At 67.8% G+C, this 18,783-nt stretch carries 22 protein-coding genes; 9 read left to right on the top strand and 13 right to left on the bottom strand.

The features are described 5' to 3' along the window. Positions 1 to 2: 2 nt before the first annotated feature. The 3 genes from FCG67_RS02265 (at position 3) to FCG67_RS02255 (ending at position 3,868) form a co-directional block, all read left to right on the top strand. On the top strand, positions 3 to 1,118 hold the full coding sequence (locus tag FCG67_RS02265) for a ferredoxin reductase (RefSeq protein WP_136906715.1): 1,116 nt from the start codon (positions 3 to 5) through the stop codon (positions 1,116 to 1,118). Positions 1,119 to 1,223: 105 nt separating this feature from the next. Continuing rightward, entirely contained in the window at positions 1,224 to 2,450 is a 1,227-nt protein-coding gene (locus FCG67_RS02260; RefSeq protein WP_136906713.1) for a fatty acid desaturase family protein, read from the top strand. Between the two features lie 176 nt (positions 2,451 to 2,626). Continuing rightward, positions 2,627 to 3,868: a fatty acid desaturase family protein gene (locus tag FCG67_RS02255; RefSeq protein ID WP_077041034.1), complete on the top strand. Its 1,242-nt coding sequence runs from the start codon at positions 2,627 to 2,629 to the stop codon at positions 3,866 to 3,868. A 341-nt stretch (positions 3,869 to 4,209) separates the two neighbouring features. Here the strand turns inward: FCG67_RS02255 and rsgA are convergent, their stop codons facing one another. Further along, a complete protein-coding gene (rsgA, locus tag FCG67_RS02250; RefSeq protein ID WP_136906711.1) occupies positions 4,210 to 5,256 on the bottom strand; it encodes a ribosome small subunit-dependent GTPase A in 1,047 nt (348 codons plus the stop codon). Then, on the bottom strand, positions 5,217 to 6,512 hold the full coding sequence (gene aroA / locus FCG67_RS02245; RefSeq protein WP_136906709.1) for a 3-phosphoshikimate 1-carboxyvinyltransferase: 1,296 nt from the start codon (positions 6,510 to 6,512) through the stop codon (positions 5,217 to 5,219). Before aroA ends, rsgA begins: the two co-directional genes overlap by 40 nt. A gap of 38 nt (positions 6,513 to 6,550) precedes the next feature. Between aroA and FCG67_RS02240 the strand changes: the two genes are divergently transcribed. Further along, positions 6,551 to 7,366, top strand: a complete 816-nt coding sequence (locus tag FCG67_RS02240) for an SOS response-associated peptidase (protein ID WP_136906707.1) — start codon at positions 6,551 to 6,553, stop codon at positions 7,364 to 7,366. On the opposite strand, the gene FCG67_RS02235 is transcribed toward FCG67_RS02240, so the two are convergent. Then, complete coding sequence (locus tag FCG67_RS02235; RefSeq protein ID WP_136906705.1) at positions 7,334 to 8,347, bottom strand: LLM class flavin-dependent oxidoreductase; 1,014 nt, start codon at positions 8,345 to 8,347, stop codon at positions 7,334 to 7,336. The two genes, FCG67_RS02240 and FCG67_RS02235, sit on opposite strands and share 33 nt — an antisense overlap. An 88-nt stretch (positions 8,348 to 8,435) precedes the next feature. Beyond that, a complete protein-coding gene (gene ybaK / locus FCG67_RS02230) occupies positions 8,436 to 8,930 on the bottom strand; it encodes a Cys-tRNA(Pro) deacylase (protein ID WP_136906703.1) in 495 nt (164 codons plus the stop codon). 159 nt (positions 8,931 to 9,089) lie between these two features. Here ybaK and FCG67_RS02225 point away from each other — a divergent pair, with 159 nt between their 5' ends. Further along, a complete protein-coding gene (locus FCG67_RS02225) occupies positions 9,090 to 9,764 on the top strand; it encodes a sigma-70 family RNA polymerase sigma factor (protein WP_097210574.1) in 675 nt (224 codons plus the stop codon). Beyond that, on the top strand, positions 9,761 to 10,042 hold the full coding sequence (gene rsrA / locus FCG67_RS02220; RefSeq protein WP_136906701.1) for a mycothiol system anti-sigma-R factor: 282 nt from the start codon (positions 9,761 to 9,763) through the stop codon (positions 10,040 to 10,042). Before FCG67_RS02225 ends, rsrA begins: the two co-directional genes overlap by 4 nt. A gap of 67 nt (positions 10,043 to 10,109) precedes the next feature. On the opposite strand, the gene FCG67_RS02215 is transcribed toward rsrA, so the two are convergent. The 6 genes from FCG67_RS02215 to FCG67_RS25680 all read right to left on the bottom strand — a co-directional run bounded on the left by FCG67_RS02215 (position 10,110) and on the right by FCG67_RS25680 (position 14,389). After that, entirely contained in the window at positions 10,110 to 10,775 is a 666-nt protein-coding gene (locus tag FCG67_RS02215; protein WP_136906699.1) for a hypothetical protein, read from the bottom strand. Positions 10,776 to 11,082: 307 nt separating this feature from the next. Further along, positions 11,083 to 11,895, bottom strand: coding sequence for a hypothetical protein (locus FCG67_RS02210; protein WP_136906697.1), 813 nt, complete (start codon positions 11,893 to 11,895; stop codon positions 11,083 to 11,085). 137 nt (positions 11,896 to 12,032) lie between these two features. Then, positions 12,033 to 12,662, bottom strand: coding sequence for a hypothetical protein (locus FCG67_RS02205; protein WP_136906694.1), 630 nt, complete (start codon positions 12,660 to 12,662; stop codon positions 12,033 to 12,035). A gap of 20 nt (positions 12,663 to 12,682) precedes the next feature. Further along, positions 12,683 to 13,294 carry a YggN family protein gene (locus FCG67_RS02200; protein WP_136906692.1) on the bottom strand — a complete coding sequence of 204 codons (612 nt, stop codon included), beginning with the start codon at positions 13,292 to 13,294 and terminating at the stop codon, positions 12,683 to 12,685. Between the two features lie 11 nt (positions 13,295 to 13,305). Beyond that, positions 13,306 to 14,004: a hypothetical protein gene (locus FCG67_RS02195; protein WP_136906690.1), complete on the bottom strand. Its 699-nt coding sequence runs from the start codon at positions 14,002 to 14,004 to the stop codon at positions 13,306 to 13,308. 310 nt (positions 14,005 to 14,314) lie between these two features. Beyond that, positions 14,315 to 14,389 (bottom strand): 50S ribosomal protein bL37, encoded by a 75-nt coding sequence (locus FCG67_RS25680; RefSeq protein ID WP_115967926.1) that lies wholly within the window; start codon positions 14,387 to 14,389, stop codon positions 14,315 to 14,317. Positions 14,390 to 14,483: 94 nt separating this feature from the next. Here FCG67_RS25680 and FCG67_RS02190 point away from each other — a divergent pair, with 94 nt between their 5' ends. Then, positions 14,484 to 14,699, top strand: a complete 216-nt coding sequence (locus FCG67_RS02190) for a biotin/lipoyl-binding carrier protein (RefSeq protein WP_136906687.1) — start codon at positions 14,484 to 14,486, stop codon at positions 14,697 to 14,699. 17 nt (positions 14,700 to 14,716) lie between these two features. Beyond that, entirely contained in the window at positions 14,717 to 16,228 is a 1,512-nt protein-coding gene (locus tag FCG67_RS02185; protein ID WP_136906686.1) for a sensor histidine kinase, read from the top strand. Positions 16,229 to 16,321: 93 nt separating this feature from the next. On the opposite strand, the gene FCG67_RS02180 is transcribed toward FCG67_RS02185, so the two are convergent. After that, positions 16,322 to 16,576 carry a WhiB family transcriptional regulator gene (locus FCG67_RS02180; protein WP_027500159.1) on the bottom strand — a complete coding sequence of 85 codons (255 nt, stop codon included), beginning with the start codon at positions 16,574 to 16,576 and terminating at the stop codon, positions 16,322 to 16,324. Positions 16,577 to 16,867: 291 nt separating this feature from the next. Further along, positions 16,868 to 17,824, bottom strand: coding sequence for a diacylglycerol/lipid kinase family protein (locus FCG67_RS02175; protein WP_136906684.1), 957 nt, complete (start codon positions 17,822 to 17,824; stop codon positions 16,868 to 16,870). A 100-nt stretch (positions 17,825 to 17,924) separates the two neighbouring features. Here FCG67_RS02175 and FCG67_RS02170 point away from each other — a divergent pair, with 100 nt between their 5' ends. Further along, complete coding sequence (locus tag FCG67_RS02170; protein WP_136907166.1) at positions 17,925 to 18,287, top strand: hypothetical protein; 363 nt, start codon at positions 17,925 to 17,927, stop codon at positions 18,285 to 18,287. Positions 18,288 to 18,290: 3 nt separating this feature from the next. Here the strand turns inward: FCG67_RS02170 and FCG67_RS02165 are convergent, their stop codons facing one another. Further along, on the bottom strand, positions 18,291 to 18,764 hold the full coding sequence (locus FCG67_RS02165) for a GNAT family N-acetyltransferase (protein ID WP_136906682.1): 474 nt from the start codon (positions 18,762 to 18,764) through the stop codon (positions 18,291 to 18,293). Positions 18,765 to 18,783 lie beyond the last annotated feature (19 nt).

The following is an 18,783-nucleotide window of genomic DNA, read 5'->3' as shown; positions in this document are numbered from 1 at the left end:
TGATGGGTTTGAGGAACTGGCTCGAGGCGCCTGCTGCCGATATCTCGGCGCCCCGCCGGCCGAAGCTGAACATGCTGCGCGGAGCGGTGACGCGGGTGACCACGCCCCTGCTGCCGGACGACTTCCTGCACCTGGCGAACCCGCTGTGGTCGGCGCGTGAGCTGCGCGGCAAGGTCATCGAGGTCCGCAAGGAGACCGCAGATTCGGCAACCCTCGTGATCAAGCCCGGGTGGGGCTTCGACTTCGACTACCAGCCGGGCCAGTACATCGGCATCGGACTGCTCGTGGACGGACGATTCCACTGGCGGTCGTACTCGCTGACCTCCCCGCCGAACTGGGAGAAGAAGCGGATCTCGATCGCGGTCAAGGCGATGCCGGAGGGCAAGCTGTCGAGCCACCTGATCAACGGCGTGCCCTCGGGAACCGTGATCCGGCTGGCCGCACCGCAGGGCAACTTCGCGCTCCCGGAGCCGCCGCCTGCGAAGATCCTCTTCCTCACCGCGGGCAGCGGCATCACCCCCGTGATGGCGATGCTGCGCGCGATGGTGCGCCGCGACGAGCTGCCGGACGTGGTGCACGTGCATTCCGCGCCGACCGCCGAGGACGTGATGTTCGGCGAGGAGTTGTCGGCGCTGCACGAGTCGCATCCCAGTTTTGTCTCCCAGGTCCAGCACACCAGGACCGGTGGCCGGTTCCGGCTGGCGGACCTCGACGCGCTGTACCCGGATTGGCGTGAGCGGCAGACCTGGGCATGCGGGCCGACGCCGATGCTCGACGAGATCGAACGCGTCTGGCAGGAGGAAGGTCTCGCCGACCGACTGCACACCGAGCGGTTCGCGATCTCGCGCGCGGACAACGCCGGGCAGGGCGGCACGGTGACCTTCACCAAGACGGGCCGCAGCATCGAGATCGACGGCGCGACCACCCTGCTCGAGGCCGGAGAGAAGGTCGGGGTCCAGATGCCGTTCGGGTGCCGGATGGGAATCTGCCAGACCTGTGTGGTTCCGCTCGTCGCCGGTCACACCCGGGATCTGCGGTCCGGGCGCGAACACGGCGAGGGCGAGCGGGTGCAGACCTGTATCGCTTCGGCTGCTGGTGACTGCACCTTTGACCTCTAGGTTTTCCGTCATCTCGAGTTCACGGATGTCGGCTATCGTTGTCGGTATCGGATACGCCGCGGGGGCCTCCGCAGGCAATCTACTTATCCCCATCGGAGGGCCCTGATGGCCATCACGGACATCAAAGAATTCTCACACCTCACCGAAGCCGACATCGAGGCGCTCGGGCGCGAACTCGACGAGATCCGCCGCGATATCGAGGATTCGCGCGGTGAGCGCGATGCGCGGTACATCCGCAATGTCATCCGGCTCCAGCGCGTCCTCGAGGTCGGTGGCCGGCTGACCCTGTTCGGCAGCAAGTACCGGCCGGCCTGGCTCGCGGGCACCACCATGCTGGCCCTCGCCAAGTGCATCGAGAACATGGAGCTCGGCCACAACGTGGTGCACGGACAGTGGGACTGGATGAACGATCCGGAGATCCACTCCACCACGTGGGAGTGGGACATGACCGGTCCGACATCGCAGTGGAAACGCGCGCACAACTACTCGCACCACACGTACACCAACATCGTCGGGATGGACCATGACGTGGGATTCGGGATCCTCCGGATGACCCGCGATGAGCCGTGGCGACCGATCAACCTGATGCAGCCCGCGGCGAACGTGCTGCTCGCGACCACCTTCGAGTGGGGCATCGCGATGCACGACCTCGGGAGCGCCAAGGCCGAGGACGAGAAGCGTGGCGGCGCCAACATCGCCCAGCTGAATCGGGAGTTCTACGCGAAGGCCGCCAAGCAGGTCACGAAGGACTTCGTGCTGTTCCCGGTGCTGACCGGTCCCGCGTGGAAACACACCCTGGCCGCGAACGCGACCGCGAACCTCGCCAGGAATCTGTGGGCGTACGCGGTGATCTTCTGCGGGCATTTCCCGGACGGGGCGGAGAAGTTCACCGTCGAGCAGTACCGCAACGAGACGAAGCCCGAGTGGTACCTGCGGCAGATGCTCGGCAGTGCCAACTTCAAGGCGGGCCGGGTGATGGCGTTCATGAGCGGCAACCTCAGCTTCCAGATCGAGCACCACCTGTTCCCGGATCTGCCGAGCAATCGGCTCCGTGAGGTGTCGGTCCGGGTGCAGGCGTTGTGCGACAAGTACGACCTGCCGTACACGACCGGCTCGCTGGTGCGCCAGTACCTGTTGGCGCTCAGGACGATTCACAAGCTGGCCCTGCCCGACCGGTTCCTGACGGCCACCTCCGACGACGCGCCGGAGACCAGTTCGGAGCGCAAGTTCCGCTCGGAGGGTTCGCTGAATCCGCTTCGGGTCGACCCGGTCACCGGCAGGCGCAGCGGTCTGAGGTCGGCGCTGCGGGAGTTGCGCCAGCGCCGTCGCTAGCGGGCGGTGCCCGTGTTCCAGCGCCGTCGCTAGCGGGCGGCGCCCGTGTTCCAGCGCCGCCGCTGAGCTCTCCCCGTGAGTTGGATCACACCTTGATCCAGGTAACCTACGCAGCCGTAACTTACGGTACGGTAGGTCGGAACCAAGGGAACTGATCGACTGCGGGGAGAGCCGAAATGGCGATTGCGGACGTCAAGGAATACGCGCACCTTACCGAGGCGGATGTGGAAGCGCTCGGTATCGAGCTGGACGCGATCCGCCGCGACATCGAGGAGTCGCGCGGTGAGCGGGATGCCCGCTACCTGCGCAACACCATCCGCCTGCAGCGCGGCCTCGAGGTCGCGGGCCGGGCCGTCCTGTTCGGCAGCCGAAAGCGCCCGTTGTGGCTGCTCGGTGCCGGACTGCTCGGCACGGCGAAGATCATCGAGAACATGGAGCTCGGCCACAACGTCATGCACGGCCAGTGGGACTGGATGAACGATCCCGAGGTGCACTCGAGCACCTGGGAGTGGGACGTCGTCGGGCCGTCTGCGCACTGGAAGCAGACGCACAACTACCTGCACCACAAGTACACCAACATCCTCGGCATGGACGACGACGTGGGATACGGCCTGCTCCGCGTCACGCGGGACCAGCGATGGAAGCCGTTCAACGCAGGCAACATCGCGTACAACACCGTGCTGGCCTTGTTCTTCGAGTTCGGCATCGCCGCGCAACACGTCGAGCTGGGCAAGGTCGCGATGGGCCGCGACGACCGCGCCGAGACCAAGCGCAAGCTGCGCGAGGTCGGTGAGAAGGTCGGCAAGCAGCTCGCCAAGGACTACGTCCTGTTCCCGGCCTTGACCGGCAAGGCGTGGAAGTCGACGATGACCGCGAACCTGACCGCGAACATGATCAGGAACGTGTGGACCAACGCGGTGATCTTCTGTGGGCACTTCCCGGACGGCGCCGAGAAGTTCACCAAGGACGATGTCGACAACGAGACCCAGGCCCAGTGGTACCTGCGGCAGATGCTCGGCAGCGCCAACATCAGCGGCGGCCCGGTGATGGACTTCATGACCGGCAACCTCAGCTACCAGATCGAGCACCACATCTTCCCCGACCTGCCGTCGAACCGGTACGCCGAGATCGCGGTCCGGGTGCGGGCGCTGTGCGACAAGTACGACCTGCCCTACACCACCGGCCCGCTGTTGGTTCAGTACGCGAAGGCCTGGCGGACGATCGCCAAGCTGTCACTGCCCAACCAGTACCTGCGCGACACCACCGACGATGCGCCGGAGACCGCCTCGGAGCGCAAATGGGAGGGCACCCAGGCGGTGCTGACGGTGGATCCGGTCACCGGCCGTAGTCGCGGTCTGCGCACCGCCATCCGTGAGGCGAAGAAGCGCAGGACCGTGCGGGGACTGTTCTCCCGCTGAACTGATCTGTGGAAGGTGACGTGAGTGCCCCGCGGTGACGGGGCACTCACGTCACTCCGCTTTTGTTAGGACCCGACCAATGCCGAGCCGGTGTCGAGCAACGTTCCGAAGATGCTCTGGATGTCGCCGATGATGGACGATCCGGCGGCGAGGATGACTTCTGCACTACCCATCTGAAACTCCTTGTGTCGTGACGGTGAGATCGGGTGATCCCGGTGTGTCTTGACCTTGAAGTGATTCGAATCAGGTCGAGCCCAAACAGTGTAAAAACACGGTTACTACAAACATGGGATTTCACGGGGTAGTTGACCCGACCGTGACCTTGTTCGGTGACGAAACCGTTACCAGGCCTCGTTGGAATTGAGCGCCACCAGCAGTAATCGCACGGCGTCGACCCGGCGTGCGGCCTCTCCCTCGAGGCGGTCCAGCGCGCACTCGGGGTCGGCGGGCGGGCCCAGATGGCTGCAGCCGCGCGGGCAGTCTTCGATGGCCGCGGCCAGGTCGGTGAACGCGCCGAGCACGTCGTCGGGCGAGATGTGGGCGAGGCCGAACGAACGGATACCGGGCGTGTCGACGACCCAGCCGCCGGAACGTCCGCTCCCCGTGGCGTCGGGCAGCGGCAGGGCCACCGACTGGGTCGAGGTGTGTCGTCCCTTGCCGACGCCGGAGACCACGCCGGTGGCCCGATCGGCATCGGGCACAAGGCGATTGACGAGTGTCGACTTCCCGACGCCCGAGTGGCCGATCAGCGCGGTGACCTTTCCGGCGAGCACGTCCTGGACCGGCCCGAGCGGATCGTCCTGGCCGGCGAGGATCACCGGCACGTCCAGATCGGCGAAGGCGGCCGCGAACTCCGCGTGGTCGGCCAGATCGCCCTTGGTCAGGCAGAGGATCGGCGCCAGCCCTCCGACGTAGGCGGCGACGAGTGCCCGCTCGACGAAGCCGGTGCGGGGCGGCGGGTCAGCCAGGGCGACCACGATCAGCAGCTGGGAGGCGTTGGCCACCACGATCCGCTCGAACGGGTCGGTGTCGTCGGCCGTCCGCCGCAACACCGTCGAGCGCTCCTCGACGCGCACGATGCGGGCCAACGTGTCGGTGCGGCCGGAGACATCGCCGACCACGCCCACCTGATCGCCCACCACGATGGGCGTCCGGCCGAGCTCGCGGGCGCGCATGGCGACCACCAGCCGGTCCGGATCGTCGCCGAGCACGCAGCCCCATCGCCCGCGATCGACGGAGACGACCATCGCCGTCTCGGCGCTCTTGTGTTCCGGCCTGGTCTTGGTGCGCGGACGCGAACCCTTGCCCGGGCGGACCCGGACATCGGACTCGTCGTACCGGCGCGCAGTCAGGAGGGCGCTCCGGCCGGCTCGAGCATGGTTGCCCATAGATTCTCGAATCCGGGCAGGGTCTTGGCCGTGGTGCCGATGTCCTCGATCTCCACGCCCGGTACCACCAGGCCCAGGATCGCGCCCGCGGTCGCCATCCGGTGGTCGGCGTAGGAGTGCCACGCGCCCCCGTGCAGCGGGCGCGGCTCGATGTGCAGGCCGTCCTCGGTCTCGGCGACGGCACCGCCGAGATTGTTGATCTCGGTCCGCAGGGCGGCGAGGCGGTCGGTCTCGTGGCCGCGCAGGTGGGCGATCCCGCGCAGCGTGGACGGCCCGTCCGCCAGGGCGGCCAGGGCCGCGACGGTGGGGGTGAGTTCGCCGATGTCGTGCAGGTCAACGTCGATGCCACGAAGGCTACGCGGCCCGCGCACGGTCAGCGTCGAATTCGCCAGCGACACTTCGGCGCCCATCTCGGTGAGGATGCCGCGGATTTCGTCGCCCGGCTGCGTGGTGCGGTCCGGCCACAGCGGCACGCTGACCGAGCCGCCGGTCACCGCTGCCGCGGCGAGAAACGCGGTGGCATTGGACAGGTCGGGCTCGATCACCCAGTCGACCGCGTCGACGGGCCCGGGGGACACGCGCCAGGTGTCGGCGTCGCCGCCGTCGCCTGGGGTCTGGACCCGAACCCCCGCCTCCCGCAGCATCTCCACGGTCATGTCGATGTGCGGCATCGAGGGCACCGATCGGCCCTCGTGGCGCACCGTGATGCCGTCGTCGAAGCGCGCGGCGGAGAGCAGGAGCCCGGAGACGAACTGGGACGAACCCGAGGCGTCGATGGTCACGACGCCGCCCGAGACCTTGCCGTGCCCGTTCACAGTGAAAGGCAGGCCGTCGCCGTCGATGTCGACGCCGAGTCCGCGCAGCGCGTCGAGGATGGTGTTCAGGGGCCGGGTGCGGGCCTGCTCGTCGCCGTCGAACTCGACGGTGCCGTCGGACAGCGCCGCGAGCGGCGGCAGGAACCGCATCACGGTGCCCGCCAGGCCGCAGTCGACGGCGGCGGAGCCAAGGGACCCGGGGGTCACGCGCAGGGTGGTGGGCTCGCCGTCGTCGTCGATCCGCACGCCGAGGGCGCGCAGGGCGTCGATCATCAGGTCGGTGTCGCGGCTGCGCAGCGCGCCGGTGATCGTCGACGGACCCGAGGCGAGCGCGGCCAGGATCAGCGCCCTGTTGGTGATCGACTTGGACCCGGGCAGGGTCACGGACGCGTGCACGGGCGACGCGGCGACGGGTGCTCTCCACAGACTCACGTGCACCATCTTCCCAGAGTGTCGGTGGTGCGAGACACAATGGTCGTATGTGCGGCAGATATGCGACGACGGTCGACCCGGCGCTGCTGGCGGTCGAGTTGGATGCGATCGACGAGACGTCCGGCCCCGGGGGTGCGCGCGAGCCGGCCGAGAACTACAACGTGGCACCGACCGACCCGGTACTCGCCGTGGTGAGCAGGCATTCGCACGAGCACCCGGACGACACTCCGACCCGTCGTATCCGGAGGATGCGCTGGGGTCTCATCCCTCCATGGACCAAGGCGGCGGCACCGAGCTCCTCGGGCGAAGCCTCGGGCAATGTCAGCCGTCCTGCGAAGGGCGCGCCGCTGTTCAACGCCCGCGCGGACACCGCCGCGACCAAGCCGGCCTTCCGCACGGCGCTGAAGACCAAGCGCGCCCTGGTGCCGATGGACGGCTGGTACGAGTGGCTGACGGAACCGGCGGCGAAGGGCAAGGCCGTGAAGGTGCCGTACTTCATGACCCCGACCGACGGCTCCCGGATGTACGCGGCCGGCCTCTGGTCGGTGTGGCGGGACCGGGACGCCGACGGCCCGCCACTGCTCAGCGTCACGATCCTGACCACGGATTCCGTCGGCGCGCTGCAGTCGATCCACGATCGGATGCCGCTGATCCTCACGCCCGATCGGTGGCAGAGCTGGCTCGACCCGGACGCGGACGCACCCGACGACCTGCTGGACCCGATCGACGAGGCGGTCGCGGCAGGCATCGAGATCCGGCGGGTGTCGGACGAGGTGAACAGCGTCCGGAACGACGGACCTGAGCTGATCGCGCCGGTCGGGGCGCCGGGGTCAGCGGTCGGCGAGCAGATCACCCTGCTGTGAGGGCAGGTCGCTGACCTCGGCCACCAGCTCGAGCGAGCGCAGCCAGGCCGCGCGGTCGGTCGCCGAGGAGACGACCATCAGCTCGTCGGCGGCGGTCTCCTCACCGAATCGGTCCAGGTACTCGCGCACCACGGTCGGCGTACCGACGGCCGAGTACCGCACCATCTGCAGCACCTGTTGGCCGGCGGGGGATTCGAGGATCATGTCCGCCTCGTCGGCGGTGAAGGTCCGGCCGCGACCGACGAACAGCCCGACCCGCTTGCGCTTGGTCTCGAGGAACAGCCGGTCCGCCTCGTCCTGGGTGTCCGCAGCGATGACGTTGACGGCGGCGATCACGTAGGGCTCCGCGAGCTGGGCCGAGGGGCGGAACTCGCGGCGGTAGATCGCGATGGCGTCGAGCAGCGCGTTGGGAGCGAAGTGCGATGCGAAGGCGTACGGAAGTCCCAGCGCGGCAGCCAGTTTGGCGCCGAACAGGGACGACCCGAGGACATACAGCGGCACGTTCGTGCCCTTGCCCGGCGTCGCCTCGATCCCAGGGATCCGCGACGGACCGGTCAGGTAGCCCTGCAGCTCCAGCACGTCCTGAGGGAACGACTCCGCGGACGCGGGGTCGCGGCGCAGTGCCCGCATCGTCTTCTGGTCGCTGCCCGGCGCACGGCCGAGCCCGAGGTCGATCCGGCCGGGGTGCAGCTCGGCGAGGGTGCCGAACTGTTCGGCGATGGTCAGCGGCGCGTGGTTGGGCAGCATGATGCCGCCTGCGCCGAGGCGGATTCGCTGCGTGTGCGCCGCGATGTGCGCGATCAGCACGCTGGTGGCCGACGAGGCGATGGACGGCATGTTGTGGTGCTCGGCGTACCAGATCCGCCGGTAGCCCCACTGCTCGGCGCGCTGCGCCATCTCCACGCTCGACCGGAAACTGTCGCCTGCGCTCTCGCCCTCGCCGATGTGCGCCAGATCGAGGATGGAGAGTGGAACCGTCACGGTGGTGCCGCCTTTGTTCGGAGATGACTGTCGTCGGCGGGATGAGCGCCTCGTGGTGCAACCGTCGCCGGGCCCCGAGTATTTCTGGTCAGCCCGCGGTGATGGGGGCGAGCACCGCGCCGGTCAGGCGGACCAGGTCGGCCGGGTCCAGGTCGATCTCCAGACCGCGCCTGCCCGCGCTGCACAGCACCCGGCCCCAGTTCGCGGCGGAGGCGTCGATCACGGTCGGCAGCCGCTTGCGCTGACCGAGCGGGGAGATGCCGCCGAGCACGTAGCCGGTGGACCGCTGCGCCTCGGCCTGCTCGGCCATCACCGCCTTGCTCGACCCCAGTGCGGCCGCCGCGGCCTTGAGGGAGAGCTTCTCGGGGACCGGGAGCACGGCGACCGCCAGCTTGCCGTCGGAGGTCTTGATCACCAGCGTCTTGAGGATCTGGGCCGGCTCGAGGCCCAGCTGGCCGGCCAGCGCGTCCACCGCCTCGGCGCCGTAGGAGGCATTGGCGGAGTCGTGTTCGTAGCTGTGCACGCGGTGCGCGATCTTGCCCTTGGCGAGCGCCTGGGTCGCGGGGGTCGAGGTACCGGCCATGGCGCCGACTCTAGTGAGCCGGGAACACAACGCCTTGGACCGGCGTTACACCCAGCACGTTGGTCCCTCTCGAAAAAGGAGTCGTAGGTGTCGGTGCAGTGCCTCGAGCGCCCCGCTGACCGCAGTCCCGTCGACCGGGTAGCGGTAGCCTTGATCCCTATGGCGAGCGAAGGGATCAGCGTGCCTGACGACCGGCCCGAGAACGATCAGCCACCGCAGGACGAGTCGGGCGGCGATCTGACCGCGCGGTTCGAGCGCGATGCGCTGCCGCTGCTGGATCAGCTGTACGGCGCGGCGCTGCGGATGACGCGCAACCCGGCCGACGCGGAGGACCTGGTCCAGGAGACCTACATCAAGGCCTATTCGGCGTTCCGCTCCTTCAAGGAGGGCACGAACCTCAAGGCCTGGATGTACCGGATCCTGACCAACACCTACATCAACTCGTACCGCAAGAAGCAGCGTCAGCCTGCGCAGTACCCGACGGACGAGATCACCGACTGGCAGCTCGCGGCCACCGCCGAGCACACCTCGCAGGGCCTGCGGTCTGCCGAGGTCGAGGCGCTCGACGCGCTGCCCGACGACGACATCAAGGCGGCCCTGCAGGAGCTGCCCGAGGAGTTCCGGATGGCGGTGTACTACGCCGACGTCGAGGGCTTCCCCTACAAGGAGATCGCGGAGATCATGGGCACGCCCATCGGTACCGTGATGTCCCGTCTGCATCGCGGGCGCAAGCAGCTGCGCGGGCTGCTGGCCGACGTGGCACGAGAACGTGGATTCAACCGGAGCGGCGCCGCGGCGTCGGCGGCGGCGCAGGAGCAGGAGGCGACCCGGTGAGCGAGCAGGACGAGTTCGAGCGGTTGGACTGCTCCGCGGTGATCGCGGACGTGTGGCTGATGCTCGACAACGAGTGCGACGAGACGACGCGCGCCCGGCTGAAGCAGCACATGGAGGACTGCGGATCCTGCTTCGAGGCCTATGGCATCGAGGAGAAGGTCAAGTCCCTGGTGAACCGCAAGTGCGGCGGCGAGCACGCGCCGGACGGGCTGCGTGAGCGGCTCAAGATCCAGCTGCGCACCACCACGATCATCACGCGGGTCGATCCAGACCAGTAGGCATTTGCACGACGAGGGCCGCCCGGGAATTCTCGGGCGGCCCTCGCCGTCGATCTGTCCGGTGAGGTCAGCTCCCGAAGGGGCCGCCCTCGTTGAGGCTGCCGAAGGAGGTGGTCATCTTGGGCCAGTCCATGGTGTCCAGCCCGGTGACGTCGATTCCCACACCGGTGTAGGCGACTCCATCCTCCATGGAGGGCCTGCCTCGGAAATCGATCCACTGGTAGGTGATCTCGAAGACCACGGTGGCACCGGAATCGACGGAGATCGGCCAGCCGGCGCTCGATACTTCCATTCCCCCCTGGTCGGTCAGGTTGAGGCCGTCGTATGTCGCCTTGACGTAGGTCGGTGTGACCGCCTCGGTCGTCCGGGTGCCGTCCGCGCTGGTGTAGGTGAGTTTCGCCGTGTTCGGGACGTAGGACATGAGCTGTGCGCGGTCGACGATCCTAGTGACCTGCCGGGCCGGGCCTGCCGCCGCGGAGATCGTGGTCTTGAAGGTGATCTTGTCACCCGCGTAGCCGGCGTTGGGGCCGATGACCTCCCGGGTGACCGAAACGTTCTCCGCGGTGCGTGTTGCGGTGGGGATCAGCTCGGGGTGGTTGGGTAAGCCGATGCCGAAGTCCGAGGAGCCGATGGCGCCTGCGGTGCCGACGCCTGCGACCAGACCGGATACGACCAGGGCTGTGGTGGCGACGATGGTCGCGACGTGGCGGGTGAGGGTGGTGGGGCGGGGCACGGGACTCCGTTCGAGGTGGACGACTGGGGCACGCGTCGGGAACTTCGACATTGTGCGGCCCCCCGACCGTGTTGGCGATGATCGTATGGACGGCCGCCCGGTTTCGTCGGAAAATGCGAAAACTGTTGTGTATAAAAATATTTCGGAGGATCCGATCCTTGGCGTCGGCGAGATGTAACGAGGGCCGGGACACCGTGTGTCCCAGGATCATCACCAGGATCGACCCCGAGTAGTCGTAGGGTATACGAAAAGCGATCCGCCCCAAAGAATTTCGGGGCGGATCGCCTTTCGTTGTCACAGGGTCGGGTCAGCTGCCGAAGGGGAGTGACCCGGCCGGGGCCATGCATTCTTTGTAGCAACTCACCGGCATGCCCATGGCCGGCTTGGCTACGATCCCGAGCCCGGGAACGTCCATCGCGACCCCGGTGTCGATGTTGCTCCGGAACCACTCGTAGCCGACCTGGTTCATTTTGCTCATGTCCGTCCAGCGGTAGGTGGTTTCGAGGACCAGGGTCTCGGTGGCAGAGATCTGCCACCCCGCGGTCGATAGTTCCCATCCGGAAACCGTCCCGCCGTCAGGCAACGTCCACTTCGTCCAGGTGAGGTGGGCGGCTTCGGTCTTTCGAGTTCCGTCCGCCGCGGTGTAGCTGACCTTGGCTGATCCGTCCACGGGGGTGAGCATGCCGCCACCCCACGCGCCGTCGAAGTAACCCTGCATCCCGTTGGGTTCGATGGCGAGAAGCTGGGTGATCTCGCCGATCTGTCCACCGGTGGTGGCTACGGTGGTGCGGTAGGTGAGCGTGTCGCCTGCGAGGCGGGTATCCCGGCCGACGTTCGCCTTGGTGACCTTCAGGTCGCCGAAGGTTGCGGTCGCTGATACGTCGGATGAGCCGAACGCTGTTGGGTTGTCGGCAGAGCCGGGCGCATTGGTGAACCAGTCGGAAATGTCGATGTCGTCGGCGATTGCGGCTTCGGCAATGGCGGATCCTCCGTCGGAGCCGAAGCCCTCGGCCGCGGCGCTGCCCGTGCCTGCGGCGAGGCCGGCCGTCAGGAGTGTGGTGACGGCGACGCCGGCTGTGAGGCGCCGGATCGTGCTCGAGGTCAGAACGTTGTCGGACATGGGTCTCCGGTCGGGTGGTGGGCGCTGCGGTGACGCGCAAGCGGCGCAGCCGCGGACAGTTGAGACGGCAAAGAGTCGAATCTCCATCCGGCGCCTTCGGATTCCCCGCGAGTCACGCCGGTGGATGAGGACGGGCGTCAGCTGGCGAAGGTGGTGCTGCCGTAAGTGAAGTCGACGCAGGTGGGGCACGGGTCGACGGCGTAGCTGCGGACGTGGAACCGGGTGCCGATGGGGTTCCACGTCTGCGGGTCGGTGCCGTCGAGGTCGACGGTGAGGCCGCTGTCGACGTCGGCGCCGACGGGGTAGGCGTCGGGGGCAATCAGGTACGACAGCTGGATTCGGATCGCGGTGCCGGGGCCGGCGGCGGGCAGGACGAGTGCGGGGTCGGTGAAGGTCACAGTACGACTCGTGGCGTCGACCGTTGGGGTCAGGTCGAGGTTCTGAGACTGTCCGGGTCCGGTGAAGACGGTGACAGCGGTGGTGCCGGGTTGGTAGGTCAGGCCGGCCGGATAGATGTCGCTGATGCTGTCGACGGTGTGGCTGCTCGCATCGGTGGGGGTGAGGGAGATCTCGTACGTGATGCGAGTGCCGTTGGTGACGTAGTTGCTGCCAAAGACGGATTTGGTGACGGTCAGGCCGGATCCGGTGACGGTGACGCTGTCGCCCGCGCCGGAATCCTCGGCGGTTGCGGTTGCGGTGGCCAGCGTGAGTGCCAGGAGTGCGGCAGCGGTGAGCGTGGACGCGGCGCGTCGCAGGGTGTTGGTCATGGTGTGTGGTCCTTGTATTCTCAGCTGGCTGATCCGGAACTACCTGTGCCGAAGGGTGATTCGACGATGTGTACCTTGATGCCGATCGGGTCGCGGGCGAAGTGCAGGTTCCAGTCGGTTGCGGTTCCCGCTGCGTTCCAGGTGTCGAACCAGGTCCCGCCCTCGAGAACGTCGCCGGGCGCGAACTGGTTGGCGTTGATCAGGTACCGGACGTCGAATTCGTAGGTCCAGCCGGGGGCCAGCCACAGGTTGCCGGGGTCGACGCTGACCCGGTGGTTCCACGGATCGTTGAGGGGCACGTCGTCGATCAGGGTCTTCGCGCCGTCGGGTGCGATCAGGCTGAGCTTGCCGTCCAGGAATGTCAGGCCCTGCTTGTAGGTGTCGAAGATCCGGTCCAGGTGTCGGGACTGCCCGTCGACTGTCGAGACCCGGGTACGGTACTCGACGCTTGAGCCCAGGGCCTTGACGTTCCCGCCGAGGACCTCCTTGTCCACCCTGTATTGGTCGGTGGTGACTGTGACGGCGGCGCCCTCGTCGACGGGCGCGGCGGTAGCGATGCCGGTGAGCAGTCCGGCGGTGAGGACAGTAGTGGCAGCCGCCGCAGTGGCGACACGCCGCAGGAGTGTGTACATGAGTGGTCCTGTCAGCTTCCGAAGGGGGTGAAGATGGCGGCACTGCACTCGGACATGCATTGGGTCTGCGGTCCCATCGCGGACTTCTGGACTCGGCCGAGGCCGGTCACTTCGAGAGCAAAGGCGGTGTCGAAGCGGTCGCGGAAGCCCTCGTGCCCCGAGTTCCGGGATTGTCCGATCCATTGGTAGCGCGTTTCGAGGACCAGCGGCTGGTCGGCCGAGATCTGCCAGCCCGCGGTCGACAACTCCCATCCAGTGGATTTGCTGCCGTCGGTCAACGTCCACGTCGCCCAGGTCAGCTGGGCGGGTTCGGTCCTGCGAGTGCCGTCGGATGCTGTGTAGGTGACCTTCGCGGTGCCATCGACGGGCCGGGCCACTGCCTCGTTGTCGCCCGGTTCGAGGGCGAGAAGCCTGGTGAGCTCGCGGGGCGGGGCGCCGGACGCGGCCACGGTGGTGCGGTAGCCGAAGGTGGTGCCGGGGATCCGAAGGTCCGCGCCGACGACTTCCTTGGTGACCGTGATGTTGTCGAAGACCGCGGTCGCGGACTCCTCGGCGACCGAGCCCAGGCCCTCGAGAGAGCCGACGCTGGAGCCGTTCTGTGCGATTGCGCTGCCTGCACCGGCGGCCAGGGCGCCTCCGAGCACGGCGGTTGCGGCCACAGCGGCGGCGAGGAACCGGCCGGGGCGCGAGCGCAGGGTGGAGCGGGACATCGGTCTCCTTCGGATCGTGCCGCGACGAAGTCGAGTGCAGCGAGAGTGGATCCGGATCCGAGGTGGCTGTCCGCCTTGAGTGAAACAAACCGCGTGGTCCCCCGACCGCGTGGGCGCAATGATATGGACGGGACTGCCGGGGCGTGGGGAAATTCGGAGAAAGCGTCAGAAGACGGTGAATCGCGAGACCTGTTGCGTATAACGCTGTTTCGGCGGGGCGGTTCCGTCCCCCTGCACGAGATGGGCCGGGACGCAACGAGGGCCGGGACACACTGTGTCCCGGCCCTCGTGAGGCTTCGCCTACGGCGCGTCAGCTGTTTGGACGCTTGCCGTGGTTGGCCTTGTTGCCCTTGCGGCTGCGCTTCTTGCGACCACGCTTACCCATGGTTGTCTCCTTCCCTCAGATCTCGCTCCGGGACATTCTTCCACGTGTGGTTGGCTGTACTTCCATTGGCAGGTCTAGACAAGCGAGGTGCTCGATGGCAGAAGACGTGCGTGCCGAGATGGTTTCCACCGTCTTCCAGGTGGTTGTCGCCGAAGGCGACGAGGTGAAGGAGGGTGACACCCTCGTGATCCTGGAGTCTATGAAGATGGAGATCCCGGTGCTCGCCGAGGTGAACGGCCGCGTGACCTCGGTGGATGTCACTGTCGGCGACGTCATCCAGCAGGGCGACCTGATCGCCGTCATCTCCTGACCGCCACACCCTGATCGATGTCCACCCTCAGTGATCTACTCGCCGAACACACCGACCTGCCGGGCAGCGCCGTCGACCACCTGCAGCGGGTGGTCGGGGAGTGGCAGCTGCTCGCCGACCTGTCGTTCGCCGACGTGCTGCTGTGGGTGGGTGCGGACAGCGGTAACCCGGAGGTCGCCGGCCACGGTGAGGTGGTCTGCGTCGCGCAGTGCCGTCCGACCACCGCCCCCACCGCGTTCGCCGAGGACGCCGTCGGGACCGTGGTCTCGGACGCCGAGCACCCGCACGTGCGGCAGGCGCTGACGGAGTGGCGGATCGTGCGCGTCGAGGACGGCCCGCCCGGCGAGGGGACGCCGGTACGCCGCGAGGCGATCCCCGTCCGGTGCGCGGGCGACGTGATCGCCGTCCTCAGTCGCGACACCAACCCCACCCAGCATCGGCAGTCCAGCCCGCTCGAGGTCGCGTACCTCGACTGCGCCGCGGATCTGTGCAAGATGATCAGCGAGGGCACGTTCCCGACGCCGGAGGAGCACAGCGAGATCCTCTCCAGTCCGCGCGCGGGTGACGGCTTCATCCGGCTCGACTCCGACGGGACCGTCGTCTACGCCAGCCCGAACGCGCTCTCGGCCTACCACCGGATGGGCCTGACGACCACGACCCTGACGGGCAGCGACCTGGCCTCGGTGACCAGGACGCTGGTCACCGACCCGTTCGACTCCCAGGACGTGGCGAACGACATCAGGGCCGCCCTCGCGGGCAAGGCGGGCAAGCGGATGGAGGTCGAGGCGCGCGGGGCCACGGTGCTGCTGCGCACCCTGGTGCTGCGGCCGGGCGGCCAGCCCGCGGGCGCGGCGGTGTTGATCCGCGATGTCACGGAGGTCAAGCGCCGCGACCGCGCGCTGCTGAGCAAGGACGCGACAATCCGGGAGATCCACCACCGGGTGAAGAACAACCTGCAGACCGTCGCCGCGCTGCTGCGGCTGCAGGCCAGACGCACCAACAACGACGAGGCGCGTCAGGCGCTGAGCGAATCGGTGCGCCGGGTGACCTCGATCGCGCTGGTGCACGACACCCTGTCCATGTCGGTGGACGAGGAGGTCAACCTCGACGAGGTGGTCGATCGTCTGGTGCCGATCATGGCCGACGTCGCGATGGTGGGCAGCGCCGTCCAGATCCGTCGCGAGGGCAGCCTCGGGGTGTTCCCCGCTGAACGCGCCACCCCGCTGGTCATGGTGCTGACCGAGCTGGTGCAGAACGCGATCGAGCACGCCTTCGAGCCGGGGGAGCCCGGCACCGTGACGCTGCGCGCCGAGCGGTCCGCGCGCTGGCTGGACGTGGTCATCCACGACGACGGCAACGGCCTGCCGCCCGGCTTCAGCCTGGAGCGGTCCGATCGCCTCGGCCTGCAGATCGTCCGGACCCTGGTGTCCGCCGAGCTGGGCGGTTCGCTCGGGCTGCATCCCGCGGAAGGCGGCGGAACCGACGCCGCCCTGCGGGTGCCGCTCGGGCGCCGCGCGAACCGCGTGTAGTTCGCGGATCCACCGCAGAAACGATCGACCCCCGGAAACGACTGAGGCCCGGCACCATCATGGTGCCGGGCCCGTTCGTACGGTGCTGTGTTGCTAGACCGTGGTGCGGGCGCGGGTGCGCGCGTTGCGACGCTTGAGTGCGCGGCGCTCGTCCTCGCTCATGCCGCCCCAGACGCCTGCATCCTGGCCGGACTCGAGTGCCCAGGACAGGCAGTCGGCGGTGACGGGGCACCGGTTGCACACCAGCTTGGCGTCTGCGATCTGGGCGATGGCCGGACCGCTGTTGCCCACGGGAAAGAACAATTCCGGGTCTTCATCCCGACAAATTGCGTTGTGGCGCCAGTCCATCCTTCTGCTCCTTAACCGGGTGCGTTCTGCACCGTTTCGTATCGCTGAGTTCATGCGCATTGTGGGAAATGTTTCCGCGCTGTTGCTTGTGAATGCTTTCACGAACTAGCGGGATGTCAATGGAATCAGACCGCTTCGTGGGGTAACTCACTCTGTTAGGTTGCCCTTTGTGGTCTGGGCTACTTTCTACCCCGGTTGCGGCGAGATTGCACTAGTCCCGTAAGATTTCTTGGCATTTTCTCATGTTGGGGGAGATCGCGCAGAGCGGCGGCAGAGGGGCGGTCAGGCGCGTCAGATGCCGCTCGGCGCCACGACGGAGATCGCGTCGGGAACCGAGACGAACTCGACCTCGGTGCGCATGCCGATGTAGTCGCCGTCCATCTGCAGGGCAATCGGTGTGGTCGAGCGGATCAGGATCCGCGGGACATCGTCCACCCGAAAAAGGTTGCGCGCCTTGGGTTGTGCACCGGGTGTGAGGAGCTGGCGGACCAACTTCAGGGTCTTGGGGACGCTCATCGTCCGCATCGCGAAGACGCCGAGGCCGGTGCTGAACGTGGTCTCGGGGTTGATCCGGACGGGACGGTCGTTCAGGTATGTCCACGGGCTGGAGTTCGACACGAAGGCGTAGTGCACGCCCTCGACGGGGTCGTGGCCGGGCGCCTGGACGGTCAGCGTCGGTTCGGTGCCCTTGTTGCGGAAGAAGGCGCGGACCGCGGTCCGGACGTAGCGCGACGGGGTCGCCGGGTGGCCGTTGCCGCGGCTCGCGTCGATCGCCTCGCACACCTGGGCATCGAGGCCCATGCCGGCATTGAAGGTGAACCAGCGGTTGTCGCAATGGGCGAGCCCGATCCGCCTGCTCTGACGCAACGCGAGCAGTTCGATGAGCTGATTGGTCGCCGCCACGGGATCCGCGCTGATGCCGAGCGAACGGGCGAACACGTTGGCCGAGCCGCCCGGCACCACCGCGATGAGCGGGATGGGCCCGATCGGGACCTCGCTCATCGAATCCGGTCGGGGCGCGCCGAGCAGCCCGTTGATGACCTCGTTCACGGTGCCGTCGCCGCCGTGCACGACGATCAGGCCGATGCCCTCGATGGCAGCGCGCCGGGCGAGTTCGCCCGCGTGACCGCGGTGGGTGGTGTGCGCGACCCGCACCTGCACTCGGCTCGACACCGCGTGCGCGAGCAGATCACGCGCCGCGGGGGTCGTCGAGGTGGCATTCGGGTTGACGATCAGCAGCGCGCGCACAGGACACCACCCTAGCGGGGAGCTTCGCGTTCTATAGGCTGGCGCGGTGCCAGAACAGCCCACACGCCCCAGCCCGCCCGCCACGGTCCGTTGGGCCGGAATGCTGGTGACCCTGCAGGGCACCGTCGCGGTCGGCATCGCGATCGTGCTCGTGATCCGTGGCCTCCTCGGTCACAATCAGACCGCGACCAGCGGATACGGCACCGCGGCGTGGTTCGCGATCCTCGGTGGCGCCGTCCTGGCCGCGGGCCTCGCGCTGATCACGGGCAGGCGCTGGGGCCGCACGATCGCCGTCGTCGCCCAGCTGTTGCTGCTCCCGGTGTCCTGGTCGCTGCTGACCGACTCACACCAACCGGCGTACGGGGTGTTGCTCGCGGTGGTCGTGGTCGCCGCGCTGGTGTTGCTCTTCAGCAGTCCCTCGTCGCGGTGGATGGCCGACGAGTACGGCGACGAGGCCTCCTAGCCGCTACGCCTGCTTGGCGAGGCTGCCGAGGGCGTCTCCGGACAGGCGGTAGGTGGTCCACTCGTCCTGGGCGGTCGCACCGAGCGACTCGTAGAACGCGATCGACGGGGCGTTCCAGTTCAGCACCGACCAACTGAGCCTGCTGTAGCCGTTGTCGGCGCATTCCTTGGCCAGTGCGGCCAGCAGGGCCTTCCCGTGGCCTGCGCCTCGCCGCTCCGGCAGGACGAAGAGGTCCTCCAGGTAGATCCCGTGGACGCCGTCCCAGGTCGAGAAGTTGCGGAACCACAGCGCCAATCCGATGACGTCACCCGCCTCCTCTACCACGTGGCAGAAGGCGGACGGGTTCTCGCCGAACAGCGCGGTGGTGATCTGCTCGACGGTCACGGTGCACTCGTGTCTGGCCTTCTCGTACTCGGCCAGGTCGTAGATCAGGCCGGTGATGGCAGCGGCGTCGTCGGGGGTGGCCCGCCGGATCATGATTGCTCTCTCTCGAATC

The sequence above is a fragment of the Rhodococcus oryzae genome, assembly GCF_005049235.1.
GTDB classification, from domain to species: domain Bacteria; phylum Actinomycetota; class Actinomycetes; order Mycobacteriales; family Mycobacteriaceae; genus Rhodococcus_G; species Rhodococcus_G oryzae.
This window is presented reverse-complemented; position numbering and strand designations above follow the sequence as displayed.